The sequence below is a fragment of the Streptomyces venezuelae genome, assembly GCF_008642315.1.
GTDB classification, from domain to species: Bacteria; Actinomycetota; Actinomycetes; order Streptomycetales; family Streptomycetaceae; genus Streptomyces; species Streptomyces venezuelae_D.
Map to the genome: position 1 here is coordinate 3,334,868 of NZ_CP029192.1, position 22,162 is coordinate 3,357,029.

General features: G+C 70.1%; 18 protein-coding genes. 10 read left to right on the plus strand and 8 right to left on the minus strand.

Features of this window, described 5'->3' with window-relative positions:
* Positions 1 to 28 precede the first annotated feature (28 nt).
* Positions 29 to 1,588: a ricin-type beta-trefoil lectin domain protein gene (locus tag DEJ48_RS14000; protein ID WP_150216441.1), complete on the minus strand. Its 1,560-nt coding sequence runs from the start codon at positions 1,586 to 1,588 to the stop codon at positions 29 to 31.
* Between the two features lie 122 nt (positions 1,589 to 1,710).
* On the opposite strand from DEJ48_RS14000, the gene DEJ48_RS14005 reads away from it, so the two are divergent.
* The 4 genes from DEJ48_RS14005 to DEJ48_RS14020 all read left to right on the plus strand — a co-directional run bounded on the left by DEJ48_RS14005 (position 1,711) and on the right by DEJ48_RS14020 (position 6,703).
* Complete coding sequence (locus tag DEJ48_RS14005) at positions 1,711 to 3,123, plus strand: class II fumarate hydratase (protein WP_150216442.1); 1,413 nt, start codon at positions 1,711 to 1,713, stop codon at positions 3,121 to 3,123.
* A gap of 42 nt (positions 3,124 to 3,165) precedes the next feature.
* Entirely contained in the window at positions 3,166 to 3,852 is a 687-nt protein-coding gene (locus tag DEJ48_RS14010) for a DUF402 domain-containing protein (RefSeq protein WP_150216443.1), read from the plus strand.
* Positions 3,853 to 3,968: 116 nt separating this feature from the next.
* Positions 3,969 to 4,610, plus strand: coding sequence for a class I SAM-dependent DNA methyltransferase (locus tag DEJ48_RS14015; protein ID WP_223832034.1), 642 nt, complete (start codon positions 3,969 to 3,971; stop codon positions 4,608 to 4,610).
* 62 nt (positions 4,611 to 4,672) lie between these two features.
* Positions 4,673 to 6,703: a SpoIIE family protein phosphatase gene (locus DEJ48_RS14020; protein WP_190537391.1), complete on the plus strand. Its 2,031-nt coding sequence runs from the start codon at positions 4,673 to 4,675 to the stop codon at positions 6,701 to 6,703.
* An 85-nt stretch (positions 6,704 to 6,788) separates the two neighbouring features.
* On the opposite strand, the gene DEJ48_RS14025 is transcribed toward DEJ48_RS14020, so the two are convergent.
* Complete coding sequence (locus DEJ48_RS14025) at positions 6,789 to 9,023, minus strand: transglycosylase domain-containing protein (RefSeq protein WP_150216445.1); 2,235 nt, start codon at positions 9,021 to 9,023, stop codon at positions 6,789 to 6,791.
* 250 nt (positions 9,024 to 9,273) lie between these two features.
* On the opposite strand from DEJ48_RS14025, the gene DEJ48_RS14030 reads away from it, so the two are divergent.
* The 3 genes from DEJ48_RS14030 to DEJ48_RS14040 are packed head-to-tail and all read left to right on the plus strand — an operon-like array spanning position 9,274 to position 12,826.
* Positions 9,274 to 9,801 (plus strand): PadR family transcriptional regulator, encoded by a 528-nt coding sequence (locus tag DEJ48_RS14030; protein ID WP_150171593.1) that lies wholly within the window; start codon positions 9,274 to 9,276, stop codon positions 9,799 to 9,801.
* Positions 9,798 to 10,484 carry an ABC transporter ATP-binding protein gene (locus DEJ48_RS14035; protein WP_150216446.1) on the plus strand — a complete coding sequence of 229 codons (687 nt, stop codon included), beginning with the start codon at positions 9,798 to 9,800 and terminating at the stop codon, positions 10,482 to 10,484. Before DEJ48_RS14030 ends, DEJ48_RS14035 begins: the two co-directional genes overlap by 4 nt.
* Positions 10,481 to 12,826 (plus strand): FtsX-like permease family protein, encoded by a 2,346-nt coding sequence (locus DEJ48_RS14040; RefSeq protein ID WP_223832036.1) that lies wholly within the window; start codon positions 10,481 to 10,483, stop codon positions 12,824 to 12,826. The genes DEJ48_RS14035 and DEJ48_RS14040 overlap by 4 nt, the downstream gene beginning before the upstream one ends.
* 136 nt (positions 12,827 to 12,962) lie before the next feature.
* On the opposite strand, the gene DEJ48_RS14045 is transcribed toward DEJ48_RS14040, so the two are convergent.
* The gene (locus DEJ48_RS14045; RefSeq protein WP_411757452.1) at positions 12,963 to 13,934 is read right to left on the minus strand and encodes a LysR substrate-binding domain-containing protein; all 972 of its coding nucleotides are present in this window, start codon (positions 13,932 to 13,934) and stop codon (positions 12,963 to 12,965) included.
* A gap of 131 nt (positions 13,935 to 14,065) precedes the next feature.
* On the opposite strand from DEJ48_RS14045, the gene DEJ48_RS14050 reads away from it, so the two are divergent.
* Complete coding sequence (locus DEJ48_RS14050; protein ID WP_150216447.1) at positions 14,066 to 14,620, plus strand: peroxiredoxin; 555 nt, start codon at positions 14,066 to 14,068, stop codon at positions 14,618 to 14,620.
* Between the two features lie 15 nt (positions 14,621 to 14,635).
* A complete protein-coding gene (locus DEJ48_RS14055) occupies positions 14,636 to 15,166 on the plus strand; it encodes an alkyl hydroperoxide reductase (protein WP_150216448.1) in 531 nt (176 codons plus the stop codon).
* 69 nt (positions 15,167 to 15,235) lie between these two features.
* On the opposite strand, the gene DEJ48_RS14060 is transcribed toward DEJ48_RS14055, so the two are convergent.
* The 4 genes from DEJ48_RS14060 to DEJ48_RS14075 form a co-directional block, all read right to left on the minus strand.
* Entirely contained in the window at positions 15,236 to 16,624 is a 1,389-nt protein-coding gene (locus DEJ48_RS14060) for an AI-2E family transporter (protein WP_223832037.1), read from the minus strand.
* A gap of 136 nt (positions 16,625 to 16,760) precedes the next feature.
* Positions 16,761 to 17,498, minus strand: coding sequence for a transglycosylase SLT domain-containing protein (locus tag DEJ48_RS14065; RefSeq protein WP_190537393.1), 738 nt, complete (start codon positions 17,496 to 17,498; stop codon positions 16,761 to 16,763).
* A 391-nt stretch (positions 17,499 to 17,889) separates the two neighbouring features.
* The gene (locus DEJ48_RS14070; protein WP_150185973.1) at positions 17,890 to 19,212 is read right to left on the minus strand and encodes a PhoH family protein; all 1,323 of its coding nucleotides are present in this window, start codon (positions 19,210 to 19,212) and stop codon (positions 17,890 to 17,892) included.
* A gap of 332 nt (positions 19,213 to 19,544) precedes the next feature.
* The gene (locus tag DEJ48_RS14075) at positions 19,545 to 20,306 is read right to left on the minus strand and encodes an isoprenyl transferase (RefSeq protein WP_150216450.1); all 762 of its coding nucleotides are present in this window, start codon (positions 20,304 to 20,306) and stop codon (positions 19,545 to 19,547) included.
* Positions 20,307 to 20,434: 128 nt separating this feature from the next.
* Here DEJ48_RS14075 and mgrA point away from each other — a divergent pair, with 128 nt between their 5' ends.
* Complete coding sequence (gene mgrA / locus DEJ48_RS14080) at positions 20,435 to 21,472, plus strand: L-glyceraldehyde 3-phosphate reductase (protein ID WP_150216451.1); 1,038 nt, start codon at positions 20,435 to 20,437, stop codon at positions 21,470 to 21,472.
* Between the two features lie 75 nt (positions 21,473 to 21,547).
* Here the strand turns inward: mgrA and DEJ48_RS14085 are convergent, their stop codons facing one another.
* Entirely contained in the window at positions 21,548 to 22,066 is a 519-nt protein-coding gene (locus tag DEJ48_RS14085; RefSeq protein ID WP_150216452.1) for a hypothetical protein, read from the minus strand.
* Positions 22,067 to 22,162 lie beyond the last annotated feature (96 nt).

The window sequence follows — 22,162 nt, forward strand, 5'->3', positions numbered from 1 at the left end:
CTTCCCGAAGAGGGCTCCTCCGTAGGACTCAGGCGAACCGCTGGTTGGCCGCCCCCGTGCACTTCTGCAGCCGCACCGGCTCCTTGGCCCCCGCGAGGGTCAGACAGAGCCCGGTGTCGGCGGCGGGACGCACCGTCCCGGCGTCACGGACGAACTTCTGGTTGCCGCCGCCGTGGCAGTTCCAGAGCGTGAGCGCGGTGCCTTCCTTGTAGGCGCTGTCCGGTACGTCCAGGCAGCGGTCCTGGGTGAGGCCGGTGTGCAGCGAGCGCTGCCCGCCGGGGGCGTCGTCGTACCACCAGGTCTGGTTGCGGTTGCCGGTGCAGTCCCAGCCCTGGACCTTGGTTCCGTTGCGGCTCTCGGAGGCGTCGACGTCGACGCAGGTGCCGGTGGCCGCGTTCTTCAGGGGCTTGTACGCGTCGTCCCAGGCGCCCTCGTACAGCTTCGGGCTGCCCGTGCTCGCGGGGTCGGCACAACTGCCCTCGCGCCGGTCCGAGTTGTAGATCTGCGTGAGGCAGGACGCGAAGGCGGCGTGGCCGCGGGCGTTGGGGTGGAAGGACTGGCGCACCGAGTTGGAGTCCGGCGGGAACGGGTTCGACAGGTCCACGTACAGACCGCGCGCCCAGGTGTCCTCCATGCAGACCTCGTGGCCGTGGAAGAGCCGCGAGTTGTCGAGGTAGGTGGCGCCCGCGTTCCTGGCGGCCTTGCGCATGCCGGTCTCGAAGGCCGGGACGGCGATGTTGCGGCCCCACTCCGTGTCGGAGTCGTAGCCGAGCCCGCCGCAGGCCAGTTTGCCGGGGAACTTCGGGTTGTCGCGGAAGTCCGGGCCGATCGGGCTCGGGTAGCCCATGGCGACGAGTTTGTAGTCGCCCTCCTGGTAGCCCGCGTCCTTCATGACGGTCTTCAGGTCGCGGATGGACTGCTCGACCTTGGGGACGAGGGCGTCGACGCGCGCCTGCCAGCCGTCGTCGTACTTGCCGGCGCAGGGCCCCTGGAGGAGCAGGTAGCGGGTGACGCAGTCCGTCATCACGGGGGCGAACTGGAGGTCGTCGTTGGCGCCGATGACGAGCAGGATCGTCTTGATCTTCGTGTTGCGCGCCTTGACGGCGAGGTTGTCGCTCTGGACCAGCTCGTCGGCGTACTGCTTCTGACCGCCGATCCTGATGTTGACGGTCTGCGCGCCGGAGCAGGCGACGTTGTACGTCACGTCGGCGGGGATGCCGGTGCGGTGGATCGCGGTGTCCGGCGAGCGGTGGCACCAGTTGTCGGGGCCGTCCGTGCCCGGTTCGTACGTGCCGACGCCCTCGCCGGAGATCTCGCTGTCGCCGAGCGAGATCAGGCCGGTCTTGCGCTCGGCCATGGGGCGCTCGGCGGGGCTGCCGTAGAGCTTGGTGGCCTCGGCCGCCCGGATCTTCTCCAGCTCGGGCGGCAGGGGCGTCGCGGCGTTCGCCCGCGCCCCGCCGCCGTCCGCCGCCTGGGCGGGTACGGCCGCGGCCGTGCCGAGCACGGCCGCCATCGCGACGGCCGCCGCGAACGAACATCGCAGCCGTCCCCTGCCGCCGCTTCGCCCGCTGCGTCTGATGCGCTTCATTGCGCCTCCCCGGTGTGGTGTTACCCAGGGTTTTTACTGGTCAGTAGCAGGCTTGGGAATACCTGGAACAAGACAAGTGCTCAACTTTCTACGGGGTTTGAGCGGAGAGGTAGGTTCAGCGCATGACCAGCGACGCCAGCGAAGGCCACACCGGCGAGTACCGGACCGAGCACGACTCGATGGGCGAGGTGCGGGTCCCCGCGCACGCCAAGTGGCGCGCCCAGACCCAGCGGGCGGTGGAGAACTTCCCCATCTCGGGGCAGGTCCTGGAGCGCGCCCACATCGCCGCGCTCGCCCGGATCAAGGCGGCCGCCGCCAAGGTCAACGCCGAGCTCGGAGTGGTCGACAAGGACGTCGCCGACGCCATCGCGGACGCGGCGGCCGAGGTCGCCGAGGGCCGCTGGGACGACCACTTCCCCGTCGACGTCTTCCAGACCGGCTCGGGCACGTCGTCCAACATGAACACCAACGAGGTCCTCGCGACCCTCGCGACCGAGCGCCTCGGCCGCGACGTGCACCCCAACGACCACGTCAACGCCTCGCAGTCCTCCAACGACGTTTTCCCGTCCTCGATCCACATCGCGGCCACGGGCGCGGTCAGCAACGACCTCGTCCCCGCGCTCGAACACCTCGCCGCCGCCCTGGAGCGCAAGGCCGAGGAGTTCTCGGACGTCGTCAAGTCCGGGCGCACGCACCTCATGGACGCGACGCCGGTGACGCTCGGCCAGGAGTTCGGCGGATACGCCGCCCAGATGCGGTACGGCGTCGAGCGGCTGCGCGCCTCGCTCCCCCGCCTCGCCGAACTGCCGCTGGGCGGCACGGCGGTGGGCACCGGCATCAACACGCCGCCCGGCTTCTCCGCCGCCGTCATCGCCGAGGTCGCACGGACCACGGGGCTGCCGCTGACCGAGGCGCGCGACCACTTCGAGGCACAGGGCGCGCGCGACGGCATCGTCGAGACCAGCGGGCAGCTGCGCACGATCGGCGTCGGCCTGACGAAGATCGCGAACGATCTGCGGTGGATGGCGTCGGGCCCGCGCACCGGCCTCGCGGAGATCAGCCTGCCGGACCTCCAGCCCGGCTCCTCGATCATGCCCGGCAAGGTCAACCCGGTCATCCCGGAGGCCGCGCTGATGGTCGCCGCGCAGGTCACCGGCAATGACGCGACGGTCGCCGCAGCGGGCGCGGCCGGCAACTTCGAGCTGAACGTCATGCTGCCGGTCATCGCCAAGAACGTCCTGGAGTCGGTCCGGCTGCTCGCCAACGTGGCGCGGCTGCTCGCCGACCGGACCGTCGACGGCATCACCGCCAACCGCGAACGCGCCAGGGAGTACGCCGAGTCGTCGCCGTCCGTCGTGACGCCCCTGAACAAGTACATCGGGTACGAGGAGGCCGCGAAGGTCGCGAAGAAGTCCCTCTCCGAACGCAAGACGATCCGCGAGGTCGTCCTCGAGTCCGGCTACGTCGAGCGGGGCGACCTCACCCTGGAACAGCTGGACGAGGCGCTGGACGTGCTGCGGATGACGCATCCGTAGCGACACCGCCTCCCGGCGGAGGCAGGCGTCTAGTATCTGTCCATGACAGACCTCGACGGGAAGACGGCGGCCGGTGGCGGGGTGGCGCGGTGGGCGCCCGGGGACCACATCCTGTGGCGCTACCGGGAGAACTCCGGGAACCGGGTCCACATCTGCCGCCCCGTCACCGTCGTGCGGGACACCGACGAGCTGCTCGCCGTGTGGATGGCGCCCGGCACCGAGTGCGTGAAACCGGTGCTCGCCGACGGCACGTCCGTGCACGACGAGCCGCTGGCCACCCGCTACACCAAGCCGCGCACCGTCCGCCGCGGCCACTGGTTCGGCACCGGCGTCCTGAAGCTGGCCCGGCCGGACGAGCCGTGGTCGGTCTGGCTGTTCTGGGAGCCGGGCTGGCAGTTCAGGAGCTGGTACGTGAACCTGGAGGAGCCGCGGGCCCGCTGGTCCGGAGGCGTCGACTCCGAGGATCACTTTCTGGACATCTCCGTGAGCCCCGACCGCAGCTGGCGCTGGCACGACGAGGACGAGTTCGCCGAGGCCCGCAGGGTCGGCCTGATGGACGCGGGAAAGGCCTCTGACGTACGCGCGGCGGGCCGCGCCGCGCTCGACGTGATCGCCGCCTGGGGGGCACCGTTTTCGGACGGCTGGCAGCACTGGCGTCCCGATCCGTCCTGGGTCGTACCATCCCTTCCGGATGACTGGGACCGTACGCCCGCGCATGTGTCGTCATGAGACCCTTGATGCGCCCCCGTGGTTCAAACGTAGGATCGTCCTCCGCAAGGGCGCACAGCAGTAACTCCGAGGGTCTGCGCGGTGCCTGACAGGAAGTCATCGAGGGGCGGCAGAACGTGAGCGAGGACCGCAGAGGTCAGGCCGAGGCCTTTGACGCCATCGGGCAGCACTACGACGACGCCTTCCCCCACAAGGAGGGCCAGCTGGCCGCGGGGCGTCATCTCGCGACGGCGCTTCCCGCCGGTTCCCGCATCCTCGACGTGGGCTGCGGAACCGGTTTGCCGACCGCCCGGCAACTGACCGAATCCGGCCACTCGGTGCTCGGCACCGACATCTCGACGGGCATGCTGGACCTGGCGGGAAAGAACGTGCCGGCCGCCGAGTTCCGGCAGCTCGACATCGCCGACCTGAGGGCCGAAGGTCCCGGCGGAGTCGGCACATTCGACGGCATCGCGTGCTTCTTCGCCCTCCTGATGCTGCCGCGCGCGGAGATCCCCGAAGCGCTGCGGCTGCTGCACGGCCTGCTGCGGCCGGGCGGCCTGATGGAGCTGTCCATGGTCGAGGCCGACCTGGACGACGCCGCGATTCCGTTCCTGGGGCACACAATCCGGGTATCGGGTTACCTGGCGGACGAACTGCGGCAGGTCGTGCGGGACGCGGGATTCGAGATCACCGGCGAGGACACGTATGCGTACGCTCCCGCAAGCACCGACGCACCACCCGAACACCAGGTCTTTCTGCACTGCCGACGCGGCTGAGCGACGTGCAACGCTGGACGGCGCGCGGCGCGCGCAGCCCCGGACGGACGGATTCAAAACGCGTGACGGAGCACCTCACCCCCCACGAGGGTCGCAAGGCACCAGCTGCCCGGTCGACCGCCCCCGCGGATCCCCGCGGGGCGCTGCTGCGTTCCCCGGAGACTTCGGAGGGCGGTGGCAGCACAGCCGTGTCGTCCTCCGGTGAGCACACCCAGCCCTCGGCCGCCGAACCCGACCCGCACCGCCCGCGCCCCGTGCCCGAGAGCGGCGTGCCGTCGCAGGCCGGTCCCGCGCCCGTGGGACCGCCGGACGGCGAGGAGCGGCGCTCCGGCCGTCCGAGGCCGCCCGGCGCGGGCCCCACGGCCATGCGCCGCGACGGCGACCGGCTGCGCTTCGTCGGCGCCGCGACCCGGCGCATCGCCCGCGGCATCGACCTCGACGAGATCGTGATGGGCCTGTGCCGGGCCACGGTGCCGACGTTCTCCGACGCGATCCTGGTCTACCTGCGCGATCCGCTGCCGGTCGGCGACGAGCGGCCCACGGGCCCGCTGGTGCTGCGGCTGCGCCGCTCCGACCGGCTGCGCTCCATCGAGGAGGGCGGCGAGGAGCCGGACACCGACGGCGGCAGCACGCTGCCCGCGCTGCAGATGGTGCAGCCCGACATCACCGACGTGATGGGCAGCGCCGAACTGTGCGAGGTGCGTCCCGGCGGCGCGCTCGCCGAGGTGCTGCGCGGGGTGCGCCCGGTCTTCGCCGACTCGGCGGCGGCCCGCGCCGCGCTGCCCGAACTGCTCGGCGAGGGCCGCACCCTGCCGGGCGGGCAGCGGGGCATCCTCGCGCCGCTGCGGGGGCGCCGCCGGGTGATCGGCGCGGCCGTGTTCCTGCGCAGGCCCGACCGGCCCGCGTTCGAGGCGGACGACCTGCTCGTCGCCGCCCAGCTCGCCACGCACAGCGCGCTCGGCATCGACAAAGCGGTCCTGTACGGCCGCGAGGCGTACATCGCCGACGAGCTGCAGCGCACCATGCTCCCCGAGACGCTGCCGCGCCCGACGGGCGTGCGCCTCGCCTCGCGCTACCTCCCGGCCGCCGAGACGGCCCGGGTCGGCGGCGACTGGTACGACGCGATCCCGCTGCCCGGCAGCCGCGTCGCCCTGGTCGTCGGTGACGTCATGGGCCACTCCATGACGTCGGCGGCCATCATGGGCCAGCTGCGGACGACCGCGCAGACACTCGCCGGGCTCGACCTGCCGCCCCAGGAGGTCCTGCACCACCTGGACGAGCAGGCGCAACGGCTCGGCTCCGACCGCATGGCGACCTGCCTGTACGCGGTCTACGACCCGGTCGCGCACCGCATCACCATCGCCAACGCCGGACATCCGCCGCCCGTCCTGCTGCACCTGGGCGGCCGGGCGGAGGTCCTGCGGGTGCCGCCGGGCGCCCCCATCGGCGTGGGCGGCGTCGACTTCGAGGCCGTGGAGCTGGACGCCCCCGCGGGCGCGACCCTGCTCCTCTACACGGACGGCCTCGTCGAGTCCCGCCTCCGCGACGTGTGGACCGGCATAGAGCAGCTGCGCGAACGGCTCGCCGCCACCGCCCAGTTGACGGGTCCGGACCACCCGCCGCCCCTCGAGGCGCTCTGCGACGAGGTGCTCGACATGCTCGGCCCCGGCGACCGGGACGACGACATCGCGCTGCTCGCCGCCCGCTTCGACGGGATCGCGCCGAGCGACGTGGCGTACTGGTTCCTCGAACCGGAGAACGCGACGCCGTCCCGGGCCCGTCGGCTGGCCCGCAGCGCGCTGGCCCGCTGGGGCCTCGAAGAGCTGACCGAGTCGGTGGAGCTGCTGGTGAGCGAGGTCGTGACGAACGCGGTGCGGTACGCGTCGCGGCCGATCACGCTGCGGCTGCTGCGCACCGACGTGCTGCGGTGCGAGGTCGGCGACGACGTGCCGCAGCTGCCGCGGCTGCGTCAGGCGCGCGCCACGGACGAGGGCGGCCGCGGCCTGTACCTGGTCAACAAGATGGCGCGGCGCTGGGGTGCCACGCGGCTGAGCACCGGGAAGGTCGTCTGGTTCGAGCTGAACCGGAACTGACCGGCCCCGGCTCCGTACGTAAAGGGGAGGCGCCCCGGACCTCGATGGTCCGGGGCGCCTCCCCTCGCGTACGCATCCCCGCGGATCAGTCCCTGCTGGGCCTGCCGTCCTCCGGGTCCGGGGGCCCGCCGGTGTCCGTCGGGTCCGGGTCGGCCGTCGGCGTCGGGGTCGTCTTGGTGGGCGTCGGCGTCGGAGTCGGCGTCGTCGGCGACTTCGTCGGGGTCGGCGTGTCCGTCGGCTTCTTGGACGGCTCGTCGTCGTCCTCCGGCTTCGTCGGAGTGCTCGACGGGTCCTTCGGCTCCTTCGACGTCGGGTCCGGGACCGGCGCGACGGCGGCGCCCATGTTCGTGTCGAGGTCGAACGAGCTCGGCGAGCCCATCGCGTCGAACGTGTAGGCCGCCCAGATCTCTGAGGGGAAGCCCGAGCCGTTGATGCGAGGGAAGCCGCCCGCGCCCTTCATGGAGACCTGGTCGCCCTTGGCGCCCTCGCCGAACAGGCCGACGGCGGTGACCATCTTCGGCGTGTAGCCCGCGAACCAGGCCGACTTGTTGTCGTCGGAGGTACCGGTCTTGCCGGCGACGTCCTGCACGGGGTTGCGGACCGCGCGGCCGGTGCCGTCGTCGACCACGCCGGTCAGGACCGAGGTGATCGAGTCGGCGGTGCCGCGCTGGACGACCTGGTCGCCGATCGGGTCCGGCAGGTCGACCGTGCGGTCCTTGTGCTCGACGGAGCCGACCAGGGCCGGGGTGACCTTCTTGCCGTGGTTGTCGAGCGTGGCGTAGACACCGGCCATCTCCAGCGGGCTGGCGCCCATGGAGCCGAGGGTCTGGGCGGGCACGGCGGGCAGTCCCTTGACGTCCATGCCGAGCTTGCCCGCCGTCTCCATGACCTTGGGCATGCCCACGTCCACGCCCATCTGCGCGAAGACGGAGTTGACGGACTTGTTCATCGCCTTCTGGACGGTGACGGGTCCGTAGCTGACGTCGTCCTCGTTGGGCGGCGCGAAGGCGACGTCGCCGCCCTTGACCGGCCGCTTGCTGGTGCCGTCGTAGACGGTGCTCGCGGTGATCGGCAGGCCTTCCTGCGTCTTGGAGCCGTTCTCCAGCGCCGCGGCGAGGATCAGCGGCTTGAAGGTGGAGGCCGGCTGGTAGTCGCGGCGGGTGGCGTTGTTCGTGTAGTGCTTCACGTAGTCCTCGCCGCCGTACATGGCGAGGACCTTGCCCGTCTTGGGGTCGACGGACGCGGCGCCCGCCTGGACGTGGGCGTCCGCCTTGTTCTTCTTGCGGTCGAGCTTGTCGTTCAGCTTCGCGTCGACGGCCTTCTCGAGCTGCTTCTGCTTCTTGGGGTCGATGTTGAGGGTGACGGTGTAGCCGCCGGCCTCGAACTCGGCCTCGCTGAGGTTGCTGTTGCGCAGGACCTCGCGCTTGGCCTCCTCCACCAGATAGCCGATCTGGCCCTCGCGGCCGGGCGGCGCCTTGGGAGTCTTGGGCTCGGGGAACGTCATGTCCGCGCGCTTGCCGGAGTCCAGCCAGTCCTCCTCGACCATGTTGTCGAGGACGTAGTTCCAGCGCTGCTTGACGAGCTTCTTGCCGGTCGGCGTCGCGGCCGCCCAGTCGTACTGGCTCGGGGCCTGCAGAAGAGCGGCGAGGTAGGCGCCCTGCTGGACGTTCAGATCCTTGGCGTCGACCCGGTAGTAGGCCTGGGCGGCGGCCTGGATGCCGTACGCGCCGCGGCCGTAGTAGCTGGTGTTGATGTAGCCCGCGAGGATGTCGTCCTTGCTCTTCTCGCGGTCCACCTTCAGCGAGACGACGAGCTCCTTCAGCTTGCGGCTGACGGTCTGGTCCTGGCTGAGGTAGTAGTTCTTCACGTACTGCTGGGTGATCGTCGAGCCACCCTGCTTGCCCTTGCCGGTCAGCGTGTTCAGGACACCGCGGGCCGTGCCCTTGAAGTCGATGCCCTCGTCCTTGTAGAAGGACTTGTTCTCGGCGGCGACGAAGGTCTTCTGGACGTCCTTCGGGACCTTGTCCAGGTCGACGATCTCGCGGTTCACGTCACCGGTCCGCGCGATGACGTCACCGTTGCTGTACTTGTAGACGTTGCTCTGCTTCTTCGCCGCGGCGTTGCCCTTGGGGATGTCCACCACGAGGTACAGCACCACGAAGCCGAGCATGCCGAGCAGGCAGAACCCGAGGAACGTTCCGAGGAGCTTCTTCCAGGTGAAGAAACGGCGTATGCCGGTGCGCTTGCCGCCGGACGGGCGCTTGCGCGCTGCCCTGCGGGCCCCGCGCTGCCGCGCTTGTCGTTCTTCGGCTCGGCCCATGACTGAGATTGCTCCGCTTCGGTCTAGTCAACATGCGTACGTCGAGTCAGCTCATGAAGCTAACACCGCACCCTGGGACAAACTCCTGCCGATCCGGTCTTTTGCGGACGTGACAATGAGCACCTGCCCCTAAGGAACCGACGTTCCTTGGGCCCGGATGGTTGCCCGGCCTCGCACAAGTGTGCTCCACGACCGACGTATGCACCGGGCGTATACACGGCACGTATACACACCGTGTAGAGTGCTCCGCATGTCCATTGGCCACACCCTTCTGGGACTCCTGGAGTCCGGCCCCCGGCACGGATACGACCTCAAGCGCGCCTTCGACGAGAAGTTCGGGCACGACAAACCCCTGCACTACGGCCAGGTCTACTCGACCATGTCCCGCCTGCTTAAGAACGGCCTCGTCGAGGTCGACGGCATAGAGGCGGGCGGTGGCCCCGAGCGCAAGCGGTACGCGATCACCGAGGCCGGCATCACGGACGTCCAGCGGTGGCTCGCCACCCCGGAGAAGCCGGAGCCCTACCTCCAGTCGACCCTCTACACCAAGGTCGTCCTCGCGCTCCTCACCGAACGCGACGCCGCCGAACTCCTCGACGTACAGCGCGCCGAACATCTGCGCCTGATGCGCATCCTCACCGACCGCAAGCGCAAGGGCGACCTCGCCGACCAGCTCATCTGCGACCACGCGCTGTTCCACCTCGAAGCCGATCTGCGCTGGCTTGAGCTCACCGCCGCGCGCCTCGGAAAGCTCGCACAGGAGGTGCGCTCCGCATGACCCCCGCAGGTTCCCTTCTCGTGGCCCAAGGACTCCGCAAGTCGTACGGCCCCACCACCGCGCTCGACGGCGCGGCCTTCTCCATCCACCCCGGTGAGGTCGTCGCCGTCATGGGTCCTTCCGGCTCCGGAAAGTCGACCCTGCTGCACTGCCTCGCCGGAATCGTCCGCCCCGACGAGGGCTCCATCTCGTACAACGGCCGCTCCCTGACCGGCCTCTCCGACGCGGAGCTGAGCGCCCTGCGCCGCAGCGAGTTCGGGTTCGTCTTCCAGTTCGGCCAGCTCGTCCCCGAGCTCACCTGCGTCGAGAACGTCGCCCTCCCGCTGCGGCTGAACGGCGCCAGGCGCAAGGAGGCCGAGGCCACCGCCCGCACCTGGATGGAGCGCCTGGAGGTCGACGACGTCGCGGCCAAGCGGCCCGGCGAGGTCTCGGGCGGCCAGGGCCAGCGCGTCGCCGTCGCCCGCGCCCTCGCCACGAGCCCCCGCGTGATCTTCGCGGACGAGCCGACCGGTGCCCTCGACTCCCTCAACGGCGAACGCGTCATGGAGCTCCTGACCGACGCCGCACGCTCCACCAACGCGGCCGTCGTCCTGGTGACCCACGAGACCCGCGTCGCCGCCTACTCCGACCGCGAGATCATCGTGCGCGACGGCAGGTCCCGTGACATGGAGCGGATCGTATGAGCTCCTGGACACGCGACCTGGGCATGGGCATACGGTTCGCGGCCGGCGGCGGCCGCGAGGGCTGGATCCGTACGATCCTGACCGCCGTCGGCGTCGGCCTCGGCGTCGCCCTGCTCCTCGGCGCGGCCTCCGTGCCGCAGCTGCTGCAGAACCGCGACGACCGGTCCACCGCCCGCACGCCCTACGCCACGGTGGACGACAAGGCGCCCCAGGCGAGCGACACGACGGTCATGGTGCGCGACACCAGCACCGTCTTCGGCGGGCGCACCGCCGTCGGCATGTTCCTGAAGGCCGACGGCGACCACCCGGCACTGCCGCCGGGGCTCGACAAGATCCCCGGCCCCGGCGAGATCGTCGTCTCGCCCGCGCTGCGCGACCTGCTGAACGACTCGGCGAACCCGCTGTTCAAGGAGCGCTTCAGCGAGTACCGCCAGACCGGCACGATCGGCGACGCGGGGCTCATGTCACCGCTGGAGCTCTACTACTACGTGGGCACCGACACCCTCACATCGGCGGAGGGCGGCCACCGCGTCGCACGGTTCGGCCAGGACAACTCCCTGCCCCTCGACCCGTTCCTGATGGCGCTCGTCGTCCTGATCTGCGTCGTCCTGCTCACCCCCGTGGCGATCTTCATCGGCACCGCGGTCCGGTTCGGCGGCGACCGGCGCGACCGACGCCTCGCCGCGCTGCGACTGGTCGGCGCGAGCGCCCGCTCGGTACGCAGGATCGCCGCGGGCGAGGCCCTGTTCGGAGCACTGCTCGGGCTCGCCGCCGGCGCCGTCCTCTTCCTGCTGCTGCGGGAGCTCGTGGGCGTGGTCGACCTGACGAACGTCAGCGCGTACCCCTCCGACATGGTGCCGACGCCCGGCCTGGTGGCGCTGGTCGCCGTGGCCGTGCCGGTGTCGGCGGTCGTGGTGACGCTGATCTCGCTGCGCTCGGTCGCCATCGAACCGCTCGGTGTCGTCAGGGGCGGCAAGCAGCGCAAGCGCCGCCTGTGGTGGCGGCTGCTGCTGCCGCTCGCCGGCATCGCCATCCTGCTCCTGTCCGGCCGCATCGACGCCGACATGGGCAACGAGGCCGTCAACGTGACGGCGATCGCGGTGGGTTCGGCGCTCTCCCTGATCGGGCTCAGCGCGCTCCTCCCCTGGCTCGTCGAAGCAGCCGTGGGACGGCTGCGCGGCGGTCCCGTGCCGTGGCAGCTCGCCGTCCGCAGGCTTCAGCTGACGTCGGGCACGGCGTCCCGTGCGGTCAGCGGGATCACCGTCGCGGTGGCCGGTGCGGTGGCGCTCCAGATGATGTTCGCGTCCATGCACGACGACTTCAACAAGGTCACCGGGCAGGACCCCACGCGTGCCGAGCTCACGGTGCGCAGCATGACCGGCAGCGGGCCCCTCGCCCAGCAGATGATCGACGACTTCGCCCGAACCGAGGGCGTCACGAAGGTCATCGGGACCGTGCAGGCGTACGTCACACGGCCGGGCGGCAAGAAGGTCAACGACATGACGCCGACGACGGAGCTGAACATCGGCACCTGCGCGACCCTGCGCGAGCTGGCGAAGATCGGCTCCTGCAAGGACGGCGACACCTTCGTCTCGCACACGGGCAGCCGGGAGCAGAACGACTGGGTCGACACGACGGCACGCCCCGGCAAGCCGGTCAACGTCGGACCCGACCCCGACTTCAACAAGGGGGCGAAGCCGGTCCTGTGGACGCTGCCGAAGGACTCGCGCACGGTCCAGGCCCGTCCCAACCCGTCGGGCACGAAATTCGACGGCATCTTCGCCACGCCCGGCGCCGTCGACATCAAGAAGCTGGACGACGCGTCGACGACGTCGTGGGTCAAGCTCGACCCGCGGGCGCCGGACGCCGAGGAGCACGTACGCAACGCGGCGGCCCACATCAGCCCGTTCCTCGGCGTGGACTCGCTTCAGGCGGTCGACCGCGACAAGCAGTACGCGTCGATCGCGCGCGGCCTGCAGATCGGCGCGAGCGTCACGATGGCACTGATCGCCGCGTCGATGCTGGTGTCCCTGCTGGAGCAACTCCGTGAACGCAAGCGGCTCCTCGCGGCGCTCACCGCGTTCGGTACGCGGCGCTCGTCCATGGCGTGGTCGCTCCTGTGGCAGACGGCGATCCCCGTCGCCCTCGGCTTGGCCCTCGCCATCGTCGGCGGCCTCGGCCTGGGCGTGGTCATGACCCGCATGATCGACAAGAGCGTCACGGACTGGTGGTCGTTCGTCCCCCTGACGGGCGCGGGCGCGGCGATGGTCGCAGCGGTGACCTTGCTGAGCCTCCCCCCGCTCCGCAGGATGATGCGCCCGGACGGCCTGCGCACGGAGTGATGCCGGCGAGGCCGAAGCGCCTGGGGGGACTGCCCCGTAGGGGCGTCCCCCCAGGGGCGCGGGGAACTGCGCGACAAGCCCCCACCGGCCCGCGGTCGAACAACGCGTGCGCCCGGCGGACAGCCGGAGCGGAGGATCACACCACCCGCACCGGAAGAGGCCGCACCGCCTCCTTCAAGGCGGAGGCCAGCTCCTCGTACTCCGCGCCCCGCGCCGCCCCCGTACGCATCGCGAGAGCGATCCTCCGGGTCGGCGCGGGATCCGCGAAGTACCCGGTCAAGAGCTGATTGCTGCGCGTCGTCTCGACCCGCACCGCCGTCCGCGGCAGCAGCGTCACCCCGAGCCCGCCCGCGACCAGCTGGACCAGCGTGGAGAGCCCCGCGGCCGTCGTCGTGACGGGCGCGTCCGCGCGGCCCGCCTCGCGGCAGATGTCGAGCGCCTGGTCCCGCAGACAGTGGCCCTCGTCGAGGAGCAGCAGGTTCAGCTCCTTCAGCGCCTCGCGCGGAATCCCCTCCCTGCCGCCGAGCCAGTGGTCGAGAGGGGTGACGAGCACGAAGTCCTCGTCGAAGAGGGGGAGTTCCGTCACGCCCGGCATGCCGAGCGGAACGGCGAGCAGCAGCAGGTCGAGCCGCCCCGCGGTGAGCCCTTCGAGGAGCGAGGAGGTCTGCTCCTCGTGCACCTGGAGGTCGAGGTCCGGGTACTTCTCGTGGACCAGGGTGATCACCGTCGGCAGCAGGTAGGGCGCGACCGTCGGGATCACGCCGAGCCGCAGCGCCCCCGTGAACGGGGCCTTCACCGCGTCGGCCTCCTCCATGAGCGCCTCGACCTCGTCGAGGACCGCCTCGACCCGCACCGCGAGCCGCTCCCCCGCGGGCGACAGCAGCACCTTGCGCGTGGTCCGCTCCAGGAGCTGGACACCCAGTGCCTCCTCCAGTGCCGCCACGGCCCCCGAGAGCGCGGGCTGGCTCATGCCGATCGCCGAGGCGGCATCGCGGAAGTGCAGATGCTCGGCCACGGCGGCGAACGCGCGCAGCTGCGCCAGGCTGGGCTGCTTGCCGCTGGACTGCCTGCCGCTGCTGAGCTGTCTGCCCCTATTAATGGCTCGCACTGATAACCACCTCCGATCAACACGACCCACTCTAGCTATTTCCCTAATCAATGCACCCTGTGCCACCATCGACATCAGTCCAACCCCACAGGAAAGTCCCCAAAAGGGACTCTCTCGCGCAAGGAGTACGTGTGCTCACTGTCGGTGACAAGTTCCCCGAGTTCGACCTGACTGCCTGTGTCTCGCTGGAGCAGGGCAAGGAGTTCGAGCAGATCAACCACAAGACCTACGAGGGCAAGTGGAAGATCGTCTTCGCGTGGCCCAAGGACTTCACCTTCGTGTGCCCCACCGAGATCGCGGCGTTCGGCAAGCTGAACGACGAGTTCGCCGACCGTGACGCCCAGGTCCTCGGCTTCTCCGGTGACTCCGAGTTCGTGCACCACGCCTGGCGCAAGGACCACCCGGACCTGACCGACCTGCCCTTCCCGATGCTGGCCGACTCGAAGCACGAGCTCATGCGTGACCTCGGCATCGAGGGCGAGGACGGCTTCGCGCAGCGCGCCGTCTTCATCGTCGACCAGAACAACGAGATCCAGTTCACGATGGTGACCGCCGGTTCCGTGGGCCGTAACCCCAAGGAGGTCCTCCGGGTCCTCGACGCCCTGCAGACCGACGAGCTCTGCCCCTGCAACTGGAGCAAGGGCGACGAGACCCTCGACCCGGTCGCGCTGCTCTCGGGCGAGTGAACGGAGGCTACTGACATGGCACTCGACGAACTGAAGTCCGCCGTACCGGACTACGCCAAGGACCTGAAGCTGAACCTCGGCTCGGTCATCGGCAACTCGGACCTGCCCAAGCAGCAGCTGTGGGGCACCGTGCTGGCCTGCGCCATCGCGTCCCGCTCCCCGAAGGTGCTGCGCGAGCTGGAGCCCGAGGCGAAGGCGAACCTCTCCCCCGAGGCGTACACGGCCGCCAAGTCGGCCGCCGCCGTCATGGCGATGAACAACGTCTTCTACCGCACGCGTCACCTGCTCTCCGACCCGGAGTACGGGACGATGCGCGCCGGTCTGCGGATGAACGTCATCGGCAACCCGGGAGTCGAGAAGGTCGACTTCGAGCTGTGGTCCCTCGCGGTCTCCGCGATCAACGGCTGTGGCCAGTGCCTGGACTCGCACGAGCAGGTCCTGCGCAAGGCCGGCGTGGACCGCGAGACGATCCAGGAGGCCTTCAAGGTCGCCGCGGTCATCCAGGCGGTCGGCGTCACGCTGGACTCCGAGGACGTCCTCGCGTAACGCACCCGAAGACACGACAGTGGGCCGGAATCCGAGGGTTCCGGCCCACTTCGCGTTTCCGGTGAGTCGTCAGTCCGTACCCGACGACTGCGGCGGCGCGTCCGTCGGCGCCTCGTCGTCCCGGCCGTCCCCGTCGTCGTCCACCCTCGACGCGCCCACCGGGGACGCGTCCATCGCCGTCGCGCCCCGCGGCTGCGGCGCCTGCTTGAGCGCGGCCTCGCGGGAGTACGCCCGCAGGTAGCCGACGACCGTGTTCGTGACGGCCACCAGCGGCACCGCCACGACCGCGCCGCCGACCCCGGCGATCATGCCGCCCGCCGCGACGGAGAGGATCACCGCGAGCGGGTGCACCCGCACCGCGCGGCCGAGGATGAACGGCTGCAGGATGTGTCCCTCGATCTGCTGCACGGCGAGGACCACCACGAGCGCCATCACCGCGGTGAACACGCCCTGCGTGACCAGCGCGACGACGACGGCGAGGGCGCCGGAGACCACCGCACCGACCAGCGGCACGAACGCGGCGAGGAAGATGATGACGGCGAGCGGCACCGCCATCGGCACACCGAGGAAGTAGATGCCGAGGCCGATGAAGATGGCGTCGATCAGAGCCACTATCACCGTGCCGCGCACGTACGCGGTGAGGGTGCGCCAGGCACGCGGCCCCGCGCCCGCGATGCCGGGCCGCGCCTGGGCGGGCACCAGCTTCAGGAACCACTGCCAGATGCGCTTGCCGTCGTAGAGCAGGAAGAGCGTCGAGAACATCGCGAGCAGGATGCCGGTCAGCGTCTCGACGATGACCGTGACGCCTTCGAGGCCCGCGGAGGTGAGCTCCTCCGTGTTGGCGCCGACCGCGTCCCGCAGGCTCTTGGCGATCTCGTTGATCTGGTCCTCGGTCACGTGGAACGGACTGTTGAGGAGCCACTTGCGCAGATCCTCGATGCCGTCCTGGACCTGCCGGGACAGTTCGTCGGCGTTCTCCATGACCTGCCACACCACGAACCAGCCGACCAGGCCCATGATGACGAAGCCGAGGATCGCGGTGACCGCCGTCGCGAGACCGCGCGGCAGACCGAGGTTCCTGAGGCGGGCCACCGTCGGCTGGAGCAGCGCGGTGATCAGCAGGGCGGCCACGAACGCGAGCACGACCAGCTGGACCGCGCTGATGACCTTCATCAGGACCCAGAGGGTGCCCGCGAGGATGAGGAGCCGCCAGCCGGCCTCGGCGGCGACGCGCATGCCCCAGGGCACGGCGTCCACGGGGTCGGGCCTGGCCGCTATGGCCGGCGCGTACGCCGGCGGGGCCGGCACGTGGTCGTTCTCGTCCGCCTCCACGGAGGCGTTCCTCGGCTCGTCGGTGTCCGAGTCGGCGTCCCTGTCGCGGCGCTTCTCGTTCAACCGCTCGCCCATCCCGCTCAGTCCGGCGCCGAGCCGGCCGAGCCACCCTGGCACTCGCGACATGATCCGTCCTTTACCCCCGTCTTTCCCCACCACTCCCCCCTGGAGCTGTCCGGACCGACCGTACACGGGCGAGGCCCCTCACCGTAGGACGGTGAGGGGCCTCGCGAGGTTGAGCGCGGTACGGCCGCGAAGGGGCCTAGTACCAGTTGTTCGCCTGCCAGAAGCTCCAGGCTCCGCACGGGCTTCCGTAGCGGTCGTTCATGTAGTTCAGGCCCCACTTGATCTGCGTGGCCGGGTTGGTCTGCCAGTCGGCGCCCGCCGAGGCCATCTTGGAACCGGGCAGCGCCTGGACGAGGCCGTAGGCACCCGAAGAGGCGTTGGTCGCCTTGTAGTTCCACGTGGACTCGTGGTTCACGATGTTGCTGAAGCACTGGAACTGGTCCCCGGGGACCATCTGCCGTGCCATCGCCTGGACCTGGGAGACCGTGTAAGAGCTCTGGGGCTCGAAGCTGGAGGCGTCGCGGGCGGAGGAGCGGCTGGCCTTGGTCTCGGCCTTCTCCTCACGCTCCTTCTTGAGCGCGGCCTTCTTGGCCGCCTCTTCCTTCTCCGCGGCCTTCTGCTTCTCGATCGCCGATGCGGCGGCCTGCTTGCGGGCCTCCTCAGCTGCGGTCTTCTTCGCTGCGGTGTCGGCGGCCATGGCCTGCGCGTCGGCCTGCTGCGTCAGGGACGCGGTCTGGACCTGGGCCTGCTGACCCGCGGGTATGTCTGCGAGGAGCGTCGCGTCGCTTGCCGCTGCCTCGATGTCGTTCGTGTTCGAGGGCTGGGTGTCGCCCGAGGCGACACCCACGACAGCGCCGACGGTGGTGACCGCGGTGGCAGAAGCCACGGCGAATCCCCGGACCGAAATCCGGCTCACACGGTTTCCTTCCAGCATCGCCCGCATAGGTGACCCCGCGGACGCAATCGTGCCCCTGGCGCTGGCCTCCGCTGGTCACTCGGTCACGGGAGGCACGGACCCGGTGGACAACTCCCGTGGCGGGAGCGTCGCGTGGTGCTTCGGGCGGCATGCGACGGTCACTATGAAGTTCTGTGGTGCTCGAGTTGTCGTACCGCTGGGGGTACACGTGTGTCGCATGCGGGGCCTGACAGGACCCAGACTCTGCCCCAGCCGGACACCGCAAGGCAATTCTCCGTTGCGTGGGAAAGCTCACACCCCGTTTGCCCCAGGAGTTTTACGGAAACAGGGGTGCAGCAAGACGCCGCCCGGCTAGGCTCCTTCGCTTTGCCGGACGGCGTCCTGAGTGGTGCAACTGCCGTGAACTGCCTCAGATGTGACCGTCCTCCAGCATTTCGGTCACCAGGGCCGCGATCTGCGAACGCTCCGAGCGCGTGAGCGTGACGTGGGCGAAGAGCGGATGCCCCTTCAGCTTCTCCACGACGGCGACCACGCCGTCGTACCGCCCCACGCGGAGGTTGTCGCGCTGCGCCACGTCATGGGTCAGTACGACACGGGAGTTCGCCCCGATTCGGGACAGAACGGTCAACAGGACGTTCCGTTCCAGGGATTGCGCCTCGTCCACGATCACGAACGCGTCGTGCAGCGAGCGTCCGCGGATGTGAGTGAGCGGCAGCACCTCCAGCATCCCGCGCGCGGTGACCTCCTCGATGACCTCCTTGCCCGCCACCGAGCCCAACGTGTCGAAGACCGCCTGCGCCCAGGGCCCCATCTTCTCGGCCTCGGTGCCGGGCAGATAGCCGAGCTCCTGCCCGCCCACCGCGTACAGCGGCCGGAAGACCATCACCTTCTGGTGCTGCCTGCGCTCCAGAACGGCTTCCAGGCCCGCGCAGAGCGCGAGCGCCGACTTGCCGGTGCCCGCGCGGCCGCCCATCGACACGATGCCGACGTCCGGGTCGAGAAGCAGATCGAGCGCGACACGCTGCTCCGCGCTCCTCCCCTTCAGCCCGAAAGCCTCCCGGTCGCCGCGCACGAGCCGGACGTTGCCCTCCGCCGTGACCCGGCCCAGGGCCTTGCCCCGCTCCGACTGGATGGTGAGGCCCGTGTGCACGGGCAACTCCGACGCCTCGGGGACGTAAAGGGTGTCCTCCTCGAAGAGGAGGTCCACCTGCTCCGCCGAGAGCGTCAGTTCGGACATACCGGTCCAGCCGGAGTCCGTGATGGCGAGCTCGGCGCGGTACTCCTCGGCGAGGAGGCCCACCGACGACGCCTTGATTCTGAGCGGCAGGTCCTTGGAGACGACCGTGACGTCGTACCCCTCCGCCTGGAGATTGCGTGCTACGGCGAGAATCCGTGAGTCGTTGTCCCCCAACCGGTAGCCGGCCGGGAGCACGCCGGGATCGGAGTGGTTGAGCTCGACGCGCAGCGAGCCGCCCAGGTCCCCGATGGGGATCGGGGCGTCCAGGCGGCCGTGCCGGATGCGGAAGTCGTCCAGCAGACGCAGCGCCTGCCGGGCGAAGTATCCGAGCTCCGGATGGTGCCGCTTGGCCTCCAGCTCCGTCACCACGACGATCGGCAGCACGACTTCGTGCTCGTCGAAGCGGGTCAGGGCATTCGGGTCGGCCAGCAGGACGCTGGTGTCGAGAACGTAGGTGCGCCTGTCGGGCATGCGGCGCTTTGTGCTGTTCACCACGGAAGGACGTACCCCCTCGGATGAGGTCGGGGAGCGACGGGAGGGATACCGGGTGCGATCCGGCGGGTGTGAGCCGGACCGGTCACGGGCCGCGATGCGCGGGCCGAGCACCGGCCCTCCACGTCGCCCGCGCTGCTCACACGGTCGTCCTGGTGCAAAGGGCCTCCCGGGCGGACGGCCCATGCCGCCCGCTGAGATACGACGTCCCTGTCGGACACTGCTCGGACGTCGACCTGGAAGGGGTATTCCCTCGAACATGCGCAGCCATGCCAGGGCATATGACGACGCGTTGGTTAACTCTGGGTGGCCCCGACCTCAGGGGCGCCGCGGAGTCATCCCCCGTAACGGCGGTGGCGGGCCGCGTAATCACGCAGCGCACGCAGGAAATCGACCTTGCGGAAGGCCGGCCAGAAGACTTCGCAGAAGTAGTACTCGGAGTGAGCGGACTGCCAGAGCATGAATCCGGAGAGCCGCTGCTCACCACTCGTTCGGATCACCAGATCGGGGTCCGGCTGGCCGCTGGTGTAGAGGTGTTTGGAGATCTGGTCGATGTCGACGCTCTCCGCGACCTCCGCCAGGCTGCGGCCCTTGTCCGCCTGCTCAAGGAGCAGCGAGCGGACCGCGTCGGCGATCTCCTGGCGGCCGCCGTAGCCCACGGCGACGTTGACCAGTATCCCGGTGTTGGTGCGGGTCGCCTCCTCGGCTTCCTTCATGACCATCTGGGTGTGGGCGGGCAGCAGGTCGAGCGCGCCGACGTGGTGCACGCGCCAGCGGCCGTCGGCGACGAGCGAGCGGACGGTGGCCTCGATGATGCCGAGGAGCGGCTTCAGCTCGTCGTCGGGACGGTCGAAGTTGTCGGTCGAGAGCATCCACAGGGTGACGACCTCGACGTCCGTCTCGGCGCACCAGCCGAGGAATTCCTCGATCTTGTGCGCGCCCGCCTGGTGGCCCTGTGCGGTGGTCCCGCCCGCAGCCTTCGCCCAGCGACGGTTGCCGTCGAGGATGACCCCGATGTGCTTCGGCACCTGGTCGTGGTCGAGGCGGCCTTCCACCCGGCGTGCGTAAAGTCCGTACACCAGGTCGCGCAGGTTCACGTGTGTCAGCCTCCAGCAGATGGCGGTCTCCAGGGGCGCGCCCAGAGCAACCCCGAGGGCGACACCCTACCGTCGCTCGAGTGTCCCTCCACAGTCGGGGGCGAAGCGGCTGAAGTAGCTTCGTACCCATGAACGACACGTCTATGTATCGCGCGGCACAGGACCGGTACGACTCGATGGAGTACCGCCGTACGGGCCGCAGCGGTCTGAAGCTGCCCGCCGTCTCGCTCGGTCTCTGGCACAACTTCGGCGACGACAAGGCCCTCGACACGCAGCGCGCGATCCTGCGCCGCGCCTTCGACCTGGGCGTCACCCACTTCGACCTGGCGAACAACTACGGCCCCCCGCCCGGCTCGGCGGAGCTCAACTTCGGCAAGCTCTTCGCACAGGACTTCGCCGCCCACCGCGACGAGCTGGTCATCTCGACCAAGGCGGGCTACCTGATGCACCCCGGCCCGTACGGCGAGTGGGGCAGCCGCAAGTACCTGCTGTCGTCGCTGGACGCTTCACTCGACCGGATGGGTCTCGACTACGTAGACATCTTCTACTCCCACCGCTTCGACCCGGACACCCCGCTCGAGGAGACGATGGGCGCCCTCGCCTCCGCCGTCCAGCAGGGCAAGGCGCTCTACGTCGGCGTGTCGTCGTACAACAGCGAGCAGACCGCGGAAGCGGCGCGGCTGCTGCGGGAGATGGGCGTGCCGGCGCTCATCCACCAGCCGTCGTACTCGATGATCAACCGCTGGACCGAGGACGACGGGCTGCTCGACACGCTGGAGGCGGCCGGCATGGGCTGCATCTCCTTCGTGCCGCTCGCGCAGGGCCTGCTCACGAACAAGTACCTGAAGGGCATTCCGGAGGGCTCGCGCGCGACGCAGGGCAAGTCCCTGGACCCGAACCTCCTGAGCGACGAGGTCGTACGGCGTCTCAACGGCCTGAACGACATCGCGGCGGCCCGCGGCCAGTCCCTGGCCCAGCTCGCCCTCAACTGGGTGCTCCGCGACGAGCGGATGACGTCGGCGCTGATCGGCGCGTCCAGCGTCAAGCAGTTGGAGGAGAACGTGGCGGCGCTCGCGGGTCCGAAGCTGACGGACGAGGAGCTGACGGCGATCGACACGTTCGCGGTGTCGACGCCGGGCACGAACATCTGGGCCGGACGGGGCTGATCCGGCGCGGGGCCGGACGCGAGGGGCCCCGGGCGGATGATTCCGCCCGGGGCCCCTCGCCGTGTGTCGGGCGGGTCAGGCGCGCGGGCGCTTGAACCAGGCGCCCGCGGCGCTCTGCGAGAGCAGGATCACCGTGGCGATCGCGCCGAGCAGCGGCAGCAGGCCGCCCGGGTTGCCCGAGGCCGCGCCGCCGAGCCCGAAGAGGATCTGCACGCTCATCAGGACGATGCACGTCACGCGGATGCCGTGGCCCGCGCTGCCGAAGCGGAAGGCCATGCCCGCCGCGACGAGGAGGCAGATGTTCACGCCGAGCGCGGCGCCGGCCGTCTCCGGGTTGGCGATGGCTATCAGCATGATGCTGCCGAGGACGGTGAGACCTGCGAGCACCCAGATGACGATCTGCGCGGCACGGACGACGCCGGGCATCTTGGGCGGCCCCATGGGTCCGGCCCCGTAGCCATACCCGTATCCGTTCCCGTATCCGTATGCGCTCGCGTGTCCGGGGTCCTGGGCGGGACCGGGGTAGGTGGGCAGGCCGGGCTGGGCCGGCGGGCCCGCCGGCGGGGTGGAGTGTGGGGGGAATTGGTTCGACATGTCCCTGACGATAACGGGGAGTCGATCTTCGGCGGGCGGTCGGGCCACGGCCTTCTCCCGCCTCCCTCGTGGCACAAAAAAATCGGGCCGGTCCAT